Annotated in this window: 14 protein-coding genes; all 14 read right to left on the bottom strand. The window is 41.8% G+C overall.

All coding sequences use genetic code 11. From position 1 onward, the window contains the following. Nucleotides 1-416 precede the first annotated feature (416 nt). The 14 genes from D3P96_RS02515 to D3P96_RS02450 all read right to left on the bottom strand — a co-directional run bounded on the left by D3P96_RS02515 (nt 417) and on the right by D3P96_RS02450 (nt 10,377). Nucleotides 417-806, bottom strand: coding sequence for a hypothetical protein (locus tag D3P96_RS02515; protein ID WP_124942816.1), 390 nt, complete (start codon nt 804-806; stop codon nt 417-419). 19 nt (nt 807-825) lie between these two features. After that, complete coding sequence (locus D3P96_RS02510; RefSeq protein ID WP_124942815.1) at nt 826-1,221, bottom strand: CvfD/Ygs/GSP13 family RNA-binding post-transcriptional regulator; 396 nt, start codon at nt 1,219-1,221, stop codon at nt 826-828. A 57-nt stretch (nt 1,222-1,278) separates the two neighbouring features. Continuing rightward, complete coding sequence (locus D3P96_RS02505) at nt 1,279-1,863, bottom strand: peptidylprolyl isomerase (protein WP_124942814.1); 585 nt, start codon at nt 1,861-1,863, stop codon at nt 1,279-1,281. A gap of 186 nt (nt 1,864-2,049) precedes the next feature. Continuing rightward, nucleotides 2,050-2,265 (bottom strand): DNA-directed RNA polymerase subunit omega, encoded by a 216-nt coding sequence (gene rpoZ, locus D3P96_RS02500; protein ID WP_057745911.1) that lies wholly within the window; start codon nt 2,263-2,265, stop codon nt 2,050-2,052. Further along, nucleotides 2,262-2,882 (bottom strand): guanylate kinase, encoded by a 621-nt coding sequence (gene gmk / locus D3P96_RS02495; protein WP_124942813.1) that lies wholly within the window; start codon nt 2,880-2,882, stop codon nt 2,262-2,264. The genes rpoZ and gmk overlap by 4 nt, the downstream gene beginning before the upstream one ends. Nucleotides 2,883-2,953: 71 nt before the next feature. Then, complete coding sequence (recN, locus tag D3P96_RS02490; RefSeq protein ID WP_124942812.1) at nt 2,954-4,642, bottom strand: DNA repair protein RecN; 1,689 nt, start codon at nt 4,640-4,642, stop codon at nt 2,954-2,956. Nucleotides 4,643-4,678: 36 nt separating this feature from the next. Then, nucleotides 4,679-5,116 (bottom strand): arginine repressor, encoded by a 438-nt coding sequence (locus tag D3P96_RS02485; RefSeq protein WP_124942811.1) that lies wholly within the window; start codon nt 5,114-5,116, stop codon nt 4,679-4,681. 3 nt (nt 5,117-5,119) lie between these two features. Further along, nucleotides 5,120-5,950: a TlyA family RNA methyltransferase gene (locus D3P96_RS02480; protein WP_124942810.1), complete on the bottom strand. Its 831-nt coding sequence runs from the start codon at nt 5,948-5,950 to the stop codon at nt 5,120-5,122. After that, a complete protein-coding gene (locus D3P96_RS02475; RefSeq protein ID WP_124942809.1) occupies nt 5,944-6,813 on the bottom strand; it encodes a polyprenyl synthetase family protein in 870 nt (289 codons plus the stop codon). Before D3P96_RS02475 ends, D3P96_RS02480 begins: the two co-directional genes overlap by 7 nt. Before the next feature lie 3 nt (nt 6,814-6,816). Next, nucleotides 6,817-7,038, bottom strand: coding sequence for an exodeoxyribonuclease VII small subunit (locus tag D3P96_RS02470; RefSeq protein WP_112468499.1), 222 nt, complete (start codon nt 7,036-7,038; stop codon nt 6,817-6,819). Further along, nucleotides 7,028-8,365, bottom strand: a complete 1,338-nt coding sequence (gene xseA, locus D3P96_RS02465) for an exodeoxyribonuclease VII large subunit (protein ID WP_124942808.1) — start codon at nt 8,363-8,365, stop codon at nt 7,028-7,030. The genes D3P96_RS02470 and xseA overlap by 11 nt, the downstream gene beginning before the upstream one ends. Then, entirely contained in the window at nt 8,350-9,240 is an 891-nt protein-coding gene (locus D3P96_RS02460) for a bifunctional 5,10-methylenetetrahydrofolate dehydrogenase/5,10-methenyltetrahydrofolate cyclohydrolase (RefSeq protein WP_124942807.1), read from the bottom strand. The genes xseA and D3P96_RS02460 overlap by 16 nt, the downstream gene beginning before the upstream one ends. Before the next feature lie 111 nt (nt 9,241-9,351). Further along, a complete protein-coding gene (locus D3P96_RS02455; RefSeq protein WP_124942806.1) occupies nt 9,352-9,876 on the bottom strand; it encodes an ECF-type riboflavin transporter substrate-binding protein in 525 nt (174 codons plus the stop codon). A 3-nt stretch (nt 9,877-9,879) separates the two neighbouring features. After that, nucleotides 9,880-10,377, bottom strand: a complete 498-nt coding sequence (locus D3P96_RS02450; RefSeq protein WP_124942805.1) for a hypothetical protein — start codon at nt 10,375-10,377, stop codon at nt 9,880-9,882. Nucleotides 10,378-10,486: the final 109 nt, after the last annotated feature.

Genomic DNA, 10,486 nt, shown 5'->3' with positions numbered 1-10,486 from the left:
GTATTAGGCACGCCGCCAGCGTTCATCCTGAGCCAGGATCAAACTCTCATTTTGTACTTACTTCATAAATGAAGAAAGGTTTCAAAAGCTTGATATTACTCAATTTTTCTTTTTGTTGTTTAACAGATTGTTAAACGAATTTACTAGCGAATTGACTTCGCAAATGTTTGCACCAAATAAATTTGGTGACCCTACACATTTGTTTATATCGAAACGATATTCAGTTTTCAATGATCTACTTGGTGGCCAAGAAAACTCCCTGACGCAACTTTTATATTATAGCAACTATTAGTTAAGTCGTCAACAACTTTTTCTTTAAGTTGAACAACCAAACTGCTGTGTTGTTCTCAACAACTTTTTAGATATTACAGATTTTATCGCCGATTGTCAACAAAAAACAGAATATTTCTTGAGATTTATTCATCCATTTTTATAACGCCTGACATATCTACGTTTGTAACTAGGTTAAGGGCATCTTTTGCATTCACAAATTCCATCCCAACCGCGGCTAATCGTTCCATATTAATCTTATCAGGATCGACAACTTCGAAAGTAAAAAGAGATGTCGAATCTTTTGAGCCATCAGGTTGAGCGCGATGCCAAACAGCTAACTCATCCAAGCGTAAATTATCAAGATTTAAACCAAGTTGGTTTTTCATCCCCGCTAACAATGAGCCCAAGGGTGTATCTTCTTCATGCTTATGTGCTTTAACCGTATAAAAATTGGCAATTGGCTGTTCATCTTTCACCATAAAGAAAGATTGATCCGCACGTGTAAAAATAATGGTACCTGCAACTAATGTCATTTTACTTCATCTCCCCATTTTATTGTCGTAATTTCACTAAAGCTTCTTGTAGTGATTGATTTAAATGTTTTTTAATCGTTTCAAACCCAATATTAAGATGTTGATTTGTCCAGTATACATGGTAAGTTGATTCAAAATTATGCTTTTCAGTAAAATCAGCGTCTTTAATATCCTGTAAATCCTGAATGCTTCTTTGTGATAGAGAGATTTTTTGATCATATTCATCAATGTCTAAAATCATGACTTGAATCTTTTGTCCAACCTTCAACTCATCTTGAACTTGTTTGATATAGGCTGAACGGCATTCTGATATGTGAACAAGTCCCTGCGTAGTTTGATCTAATTGAACGAAAGCGCCATATGGTTGTAAGCCAGTCACTGTTCCTTCAACGATGTCTCCAATTCGATATCGCATCATTTCCTCCATCGTTACTTTTATGTATTCAGGGAGGCCCCCTGAGTTTGTTTAAAGTTAGTCGGCAATCGTTGCCTTGATAATTTCAATTTTTTCTTTAGGCTTATCAGCGTAGTCAACCTTTGTCTTAGCAATGGCATCGACAACATCCATTCCCTCAATCACTTGACCGAAGACTGTGTGATGTCCATCTAACCATGGTGTTCCACCATTTTGAGCGTAGTAATCAATAACTTCATCAGAATCTTCACCCTTGAGTGAACGAAGCATCTTAGCGGGTACACGTGTGGCTTGCACAATAAAGAATTGTGAGCCATTTGTGTTAGGCCCTGAATTGGCCATTGATAGCGCACCACGGAAGTTAAACAACTCACTTGAAAACTCATCGTTAAACTTTTTACCGTAAATGGAAGTCCCACCCATTCCGGTACCACTTGGGTCACCACCTTGAAGCATAAAGTCGGCAATAACACGGTGGAAAATCGTACCGTCATAGTAATGATCCTCAATTAGTCCCATAAAGTTTTCAACAGTCTTGGGGGCTTGTTCAGGAAATAGACGGAACTTGATAATACCTTTAGTTGTTTCAAATTGCGCAACTGGTCCTTCAATTGTCTCTGCTTGTGCTTGTAGTAATGTCATTAATGTACTCCTCAAAAATCCATAAATTTCTATCGTTTCTTTTGATTAGATTATATCATACTATCGTTAGAACACTGCATGGTGCCTACTAAAAGTTACTATCTCAAAACATTTAACCTACCTCTGTTAATGACGTTTAAATCTTTTTGCAAAAAAAAAAGCAAGCTGACAGAATCAGCTTGCTTTTTAGTCGTCTAACTTTGCAGGAGTTGGATCAATAACTACGTTTCCAGCTTCGATTTCTTCAAAAGCCTTACCAATTGGCTTTACAGATTCAAATTCTGGCAAAGTAGGTAAAGCACCTTGCTCCAATTCATGGGCACGCTTAGCACCCAAAGCAATCAACTTGTAACGTGAATCAACACGTTCTAATAATTTATCAACAGATGGATATAAAATCATGATTCTTCCAGCTCCTCAATCATTGCATTGTATTCAGGCAACACGCGGTTAACCCGTAGTCGTTCAACTTTAATAATATCTTTAATGCGTTGCACCGCCAAAGGCACTTCATCATTAACAACAGCATAATCATAATTAGCCATCATTTGAATTTCCTTTGTTGCCGCATGAACGCGTCGTTCGATAACCTCTGGCTGCTCAGTTCCACGCATAATCAATCGATCTTTCAGTGCTTGCAAATCTGGTGGCGTCAAGAAAATGTAGGCACCTTCTGGCATCTTTTCTTTAACTTGCAACGCACCTTGCACTTCTATCTCAAGCAAAACGTCTTTTCCAGCTGCTAATGAATCATCGATAAATGACTTCGGTGTCCCATAGTAATTACCTACGTATTCAGCATACTCCAACATTTCACCGTCTTGAATCTTACGTTCAAATTCATCACGAGTAACAAAAAAATAGTCTTCACCATCAACTTCACCATCACGTGGATGACGAGTGGTCATTGAAATTGAATATTGAAAATCAACGTCTGGTTCTTCAAACAATGCTTTTCGAACAGTTCCTTTTCCAACGCCAGATGGGCCAGATAATACGATTAAAACACCACGCTTCATGCTTTGTTACTCCCTTTTCAACTTAAGTATTTAATAATTGTACTCGGTTTACCCCGATTTGACAACTCAGTCTATTGATTGCGACGCGCATGTTCACGTGCAATTAAGTCTCGTGCATTTTCACGAGCGGCATCCGTTAGTTCATCCCCAGAAAGCATACGCGCAATTTCGTCAACGCGTGCATCTTCTGAAAGTTTAACGACTGTGGTTTCAGTCCGGCCATCATGAATACTCTTTTCAATGAAATCATGATGATCAGCCACAGCAGCCACTTGTGGCAAATGGGTGATTGTCAGTACTTGTGAATGGCGACCGATGTCAGAAATCTTTTCAGCAATCGCTTGTGCCACACGCCCCGACACCCCAGTATCGACCTCATCGAAAATAATTGAAGTGACACCTTGCTCACGAGAGAAAATCATCTTCATCGCTAACATCATGCGTGACAGTTCCCCACCAGAGGCAATCTTAACCAGTGGTTTAGCACTCTCACCCGGATTAGTCTGAATGTAAAATTCTGCAGTATCGTTTCCATCAGCATTTAGCTGTTCTGTTTGTGTTAGCTTGACTGAGAAAACCGCCTTTTCCATATAAAGGTCTTTTAACTGCTCATGAATGCGTTGCGCAAGTTCAAGAGCCGCTGTTTGTCGAATTGTATGGAGTTGGTTTGCTAATGTTTGCGCTCGATTAAAGGCTTGATTGGTTTGTTCTTCCAATTCAGCCGTTGATTGTTGTGGTCCACCCATCTCCGCTAATTGTGCTTCAACTTTTTCTTGATGGGCCAATACATCTGCAATCGTGGCCCCGTACTTTTGTTCCAATGTCCGAATCAAATTTAAGCGTTCGTCGACATATTTAAGTCGTTCAGCATCAAATTCCAAGCCATCATGAACAGATTCAATCTCGGAAGACACGTCTTGCAAACTATAAAAGATTTCACGCATGCTTTCAGCTAACTTTTTATAGCGTGATCCAAATTCTTCGATATTCTCTAGTGCACCCAGGGCAGTTGAGATACTCTCAAAGCCGTTACCTCCCCAATCACCATCTAAAACCTCGTGTGATTTAGCAAGGGCCTCCAGGACGTCCTGATAATTCGATAGTTCTTGGTATTCATCTTCCAGCTTTTTTTCTTCACCTAATTGCAGGTCAGCTGCTTTGAGCTCTTCGCTTTGAAAAGTGAGCATATCCATGCGCTGAGCCCATGCTTGCTCATTTTCACGTCGATCACGGAGCGTTTTATCAAGTTGTTGGTACTCTGCGTATGCTTTGTCATAAGCCGCTTTGGGTTCAGCTAATGTGTTAGCTGCATATTCATCTAACAACTTAAGATGTTGATCGACTTGCATCAACGCTTGATGTTCATTTTGACCATGGATATCAACAAGGTGATTGCCAACCTCTTTGAGTGCGGTTGCGTTGAGGAGAGTCCCATTAATGCGAATGACATTGCGCCCATTGCGATGTAACTCTCGATGGATTAGCAACTGTTGATCATCCATTTCAATCCCATATTTTTCTAAGACAGGGACCAGTCGATCTGGGTTATCAACATCAATCAAGCCCTGCAAGACTGCTTTATCAGCACCTTCACGAATATAATCTTGTGACCCACGTCCACCAGTCAGCAAACCCACCGCATCAATAATGATGGACTTTCCAGCCCCAGTTTCACCAGTTAAAACAGTCATCCCTGGTTCAAAACTCAAATTAAGCTTTGGAATAATCGCAAAATTTTGAATTGAAAGTTCTTGTAACATGATTTGCCCCCTTTCTTTCCCAAACTGGGATGTCTTTTAGAATTGTTGCATGAAATCTGCACCCTTAACATCCGTTTTTAAAACAATTAGCACACTTGCATCATCACTCATCGTGCCAAAAACTTCTTGAAAATTAACGGCCGTAATTGCCGTCTTTAATGCTGGGCCGGATCCTGGAAGGACATCAATAAAAACCAAATTATTTTGTGTCGCAACCTTCGTCCCAGTTTCATTTAAAATTGCTTTCAACTGATCCAGCGAACTATCACTTTCCATCACCGCATAGCGAAAGGTCCCATCGTTTTGCGGCACTTTAATTAACTGCATTTCTGCAATATCACGCGAGATCGTTGCTTGCGTAACTTGCCAACCTTCCGCATTTAAGGCATCCACGAGGTCTTCTTGACGTCGAATGTCAGCAGTTTCAACTAATTGGCGAATAGCTGCTTGACGTTCAGCTTTATTCTTCTTCATCAATTAGCCCTCACGATGTGCATTTAATTGTTCATGGGCACGGTCAACTACAGCTTGACGATTTTGTGCATCCATCGTGCTAGCACCACCATCTAATACAAGGTGGGCCAAAAATTCAATATTACCTGACCCACCCTTAATTGGTGAATAATCAAGGCCAGTTAGACTAAAGCCATTTTCTTGGGCATATGCTGCAACTTGATTAATGACATTTAAATGGGTTTGGGCATCTTTAACAATCCCATGTTTACCGACAGCTTCACGGCCAGCTTCAAATTGTGGCTTAATCAACGTGGCCACACTACCACCTGCTTTTAAAATCTTAGAAAGTGGCGGCAGGATTAGGTTAAGTGAAATGAACGACACGTCGATGGTCGCAATTTCAGGTTGACCTTCAGTAAAATCAGGCAATGTGGCATACCGGAAATTTGTATTTTCCATCACCACAACTCGTTCATCTGAACGTAATTTCCAGACTAATTGATTTGTCCCAACATCCAAGGCATAGACCTTTTTGGCGCCATTTTGTAACGCAACGTCAGTAAACCCACCTGTTGATGACCCAATATCTAAAACAATTTTATCGGTGAAATCTAAGTTAAAGACTTCAATCGCTTTTTCTAATTTAAACCCGCCACGCGAAACGTAAGGCATTGGGGCACCCTTCAAGTGTAAATCAACTGTCACTGGAATTTTTTCACCAGCTTTATCCATTCGTTGTTCATTTTCACCCAGAATTTCCCCCGCCATAATCGCCCGTTTGGCTTGTTCACGTGAGGTAAATAATCCTTGTTGGACGGCTAATACGTCCACGCGTTCTTTTTCTACTACCATTTTTTCTCCAATGTTGCGTCAAAATACTGTAAAAAGCTATTCAATAAGTCGGTTGAGACTTGGCAATGTTCTTTGATTTGGTCTAAGGCCGAACGCGCCTCATCAACTTGATCTTGCAAAGCTGCCACGGCCCCAGGAACCGTGAGGATTGTTGGATAGGCTTGTTTATCTGCACCATCATCCTGTCCCAAATCATCAAGATCATCTTTAATTTGAAAGCCCAATCCAAAAGCACGTCCAAATTGATCAAGGGCAGTTAAGGTCAGTTGGTCGACGTCAGCCATAATTCCTCCAGCCACCAGACTATACCGCAATAGGGCCCCTGTTTTTAGTTCGTGGACTTGGGTTGCTTGTGCCAAAGTGACCGTATCAGCGCCGGTATATTGCATATCGAGCACTTGTCCGCCAACCATACCATTCCCACCAGCGGCTTGTGCCAACTGTTGCACCAGTTTTAAACGTTGATCCACTGAGAGAGGTTCTGTTTGACTCAACCATTGGAACGCTAATGGCTGGAGTGCATCCCCAGCTAAAATGGCGAGATCCTCACCAAACTTCACATGTGTGGTTGGTTGTCCACGCCGTTCTTGATCATCATCCATGGCCGGCAAATCATCATGAATTAAACTATAACTATGCACCAATTCAATTGCATCTGTCGCCTGTAAAAGTGGCTCTGCTGGCACGTCAAAGGTTTCCAAAACAGCGATAGTCAGCAAGGGACGCAGACGCTTACCACCCGCTAAAACTGCATAACGCATGGCCGCCTGTAAGTCTGGTTGCTCCACGTCTGTCGCAATTTGATTTGCAAGTTGTGTTTGAATTTTCGGAACCCAACTATTTTGAAAAGTGATTAAGTCCATATATTATCCTTCAGGGGTAAAGTCAGTTGTTTCGCCATTATCGTCAACGATTTTAGCTAAACTTTGTTCGGCTGACTGCAGTGTTTTCTGTAACGTTTGGCTTAACTGAATCCCAGTTTCAAATTGCGCCAAGGCCTCTTCCAAAGGAACATCCCCTTTTTCAAGCTGCGTCACAATTTGTTCGAGTTTCGTTAAGTTTTCTTCGAAAGTTGGCTTATCTGTCATCTGTATCTCCAATTGTTTTTATCTGAGCTTGCACAGTCCCATCAGCTAAACGAATGTCAACCATGTCATCCACACGTAACTCATTAGCGCTGCGCATAATTCTGCCATCTTTTTCAACTAGGCCGTAACCACGTGCCAAAATTGACAGTGGACTCACCAACTGCAAACCTGCCACGGCTTTAGCAGTGCTTTGCTCAGCCCGTTCAAGTGTCTGGCGCATTGCTGGCGTAAGCCGGTTAACCACCGCATTCGTTTCATAACGTTTTGCATCAACTAGCTGTGACATGGCAGGGACCAGCTGACTAATCACCGTGTTAGTTTCATAGCGTTTGGTCTCAAATGTCCGTGTCATTGCTTGGACTAATGATTTTTGAGCAAGGTCTACACGTTGTAGATATCCTTCATACAAGCGTTGCGGCTGCGTTAAGACATAACTTGTTGCCACACGTTGATAACGTTCATTCGCCTGCGTAATTTGGCGCTGCATCTGAGCATACAAACGTTGATCATACTGCTGTAATCCTTGCCAAATATCCGTTAGCTTAAGTGGCGTTGCTATTTCAGCAGCGGCTGTTGGCGTTGCTGCACGTTGATCTGCAATATAATCAGCAATGGTCGTGTCCGTTTCATGCCCAACTGAACTAATAATCGGCATTGGCATCTTCAGCATTTCACGGGCGAGTGACTCATCATTAAAGGCCCAGAGGTCTTCAATTGAGCCACCGCCACGACCAATAATTAACACATCAATATCAGAGCGTTTGGCCACTGCTTTTAGCTGTTTAATCAATGATGGTACAGCGTTCTCGCCTTGTACCACAGCGGGATATAAATCTACTTCAGCAATTGGATAGCGACGTTGCACGGTAGTTAAAATATCACGAATCACAGCCCCACTAGGTGATGTAATCACTGCAATCTTTTGGGGGAAACGCGGAATAGGCCGTTGCAGCTGATTGAATAAGCCTTCTTGCTGTAACTTTTGCTTCAATTGCTCATATGCTTGATATAATGCACCAACGCCATCGGGTTCAATCTTTTCAACGATAAGACTATATGAGCCGTTGGGCCCGTATAGGTCAAGGTGTCCCACAACATTGACCTTCATTCCGGGTTCGAGTTGAAAGGCCAATTTGTCAAACACGTTTTTAAACATTGTGGCATTAATTACTGCTGTTTCATCTTTAAGTGAAAAATATTGGTGTCCCCGCCGTGGACGGAAATTTGAAATTTCACCTGTGACGTAAACACGTTTTAAATAAGGATCTGCTGTAAATTTGCGTTTGAGGTACTGCGTTAAAACCGAAACGCTTAAATATTCTGCCATCCTGCCTCCAAGGTTACATCATGATGTTGGGCTGCTAATTCAACGGTTGTTTCCAAAAGCGTGGCAATCGTCATCGGTCCAACCCCACCAGGAACTGGCGTAATCTTACCGGCAATTGGTTCGACGGCTTCAAAGTCAACGTCTCCAACCAAGTGACCATCTGCCATCCGGTTGATGCCAACATCAATCACAACGGCACCAGGTTGGACGTCTTCAGCTTGAATCAATTCTGGCACACCGGTTGCAACAACAATGACGTCGGCTTGACGCAAGAGCTGGTGACGTAATGCATCAGGTGTGTATTTATGTAATAGGCTGACGGTGGCATTCTCACGTTGAAGCAAGGCAAACATAGGCGTACCAACTAACACTGAACGGCCAACTACGACCGCATTTTTACCAGAAAGCGCCACATTTTCGTGATGCAACATCGTCATCACACCTCGTGGGGTGTTAGCAATCGGGAAAAAGCCATGGCGATTTGCAAATAACTTTCCAACATTTTCAGGGTGGAATCCGTCAACATCTTTTTCCGGTAAGATTGCTTCTTGAATATGTTGTTCATTCATATGTTCAGGCAAGGGACTCTGCACCAAAATCGCATCAATCGCAGGATCTGCATTCAATTCGCCAATCTTTGCAATCACTTCAGCTTCACTCAAGTCAGCATCGTAACGGATTGTTTGCGCTGCTACACCCACTTTTTCAGCCGCACGGCCCTTATTGCGTACATAAATTTCACTGGCGGGATCATCCCCAACAAGAATTACTGCTAAGCCCGGAACAACATCGTAGCCCTTTAAGATCTCAACTTGTGCCTTAACTGCCGCACGTAGTTCTTTTGCAATTAAACGTCCATCAATTAGTTCAGCCATTCATCTTCACCCCGTCATTTATTTAGTTATATGCGCTAATTTTATCATACTTTTCAGGGGTCTGACATTCACAGTCCACAAAAAAAGAACCGATGCTGTGCATCGATTCGGTTATGATTTAAAGAAATAATGATAAAAGTACAAAAACAAGCTCACAACTATGCCAATCACTAATGTATTCATAATGGCAATGGTCAGTCCCTGATGGAAGACAAACGATAAGCTAGACTTATAGATCAAATAATCTCCTAGAGGTGCAATCAGACCCCACGCCAAGAAATTCACGAGAGCTTGCCAAAAGTTAAATTGCACAATTTGTTTCACACTTAATTGTCGTGTCAGGAGTTCCAAACGCCGTGATACTAAGCCCAGCATCAACCCCGCGACACTTTCGGCAATAATCCAAGTCCACCAAACCGTTGAATAATTTAGACTGTCATACAGGAAGTGACTGATGAAGCCTACCCCCATCGTACCAATTGGTCCCATAAATAGTGAGGACAATCCTAAGACAGCAGGCTCCAACGTCAACATGGTATTAGGAACTTTAATCGATACGCTCAAAAACTGATACGCAAAGAATCCGATGAACGCCCACACCAAGACAAGACCACATTTTTTAAAAAAATATTTCATACCTTAAGCTTCTCCATCATTTTGCTCAGTGGTCTCAGCTGCTTCATCTTCGGCGGCTGCCTTAGCTCCATTTTCATTAATCAGCGCTAATTTTTCATCAAAGTAACTTGCAATCTTGCCAGCCACTGAATCAAAGTCATCCAAATAAGCTGCGACCGTTGAGGCATAATCAATACGCAATTTTGAATGTGAAACGTATGGACTTTCAACAATTATGTACAAGTTAACTTCTTTTGCCGGATCATTGATCACAATTTTACTAATGTTATTCACATAGCGTAGTGGTAGATTAATCAGATTTGATTCTAATCGCAAGCGAATGGGGTCATCACCACTAATGACAATTTCAGCGCTCACGAGTTGATTTTGTTCAAGCGTCACCGTAACAAAGTCAAACAGATCATCGAGATTAATCGTACTTTGATCCGCTGCAGTATACGTCTTGGTTACGACCTCGTCTTGCTTAAGTCGTTCAATGAGTGCGTTCCCTTCTAATTCCATGTTTATCAACCACTTTTCCTAATTTATTCGTTCTGCCTTATAGTTTAGCATATTTGTTTTATAGAAAAAAAGTGACGTCTAGTAATTTAGACATCACTTAATTTTTATA

Origin of the sequence: Weissella viridescens (assembly GCF_003862435.1) — a bacterium.
GTDB classification, from domain to species: Bacteria; Bacillota; Bacilli; order Lactobacillales; family Lactobacillaceae; genus Weissella; species Weissella viridescens_A.
The sequence above is the reverse complement of the archived record's forward strand: the minus strand, read 5'-3'. Positions and strand labels throughout refer to the sequence as shown.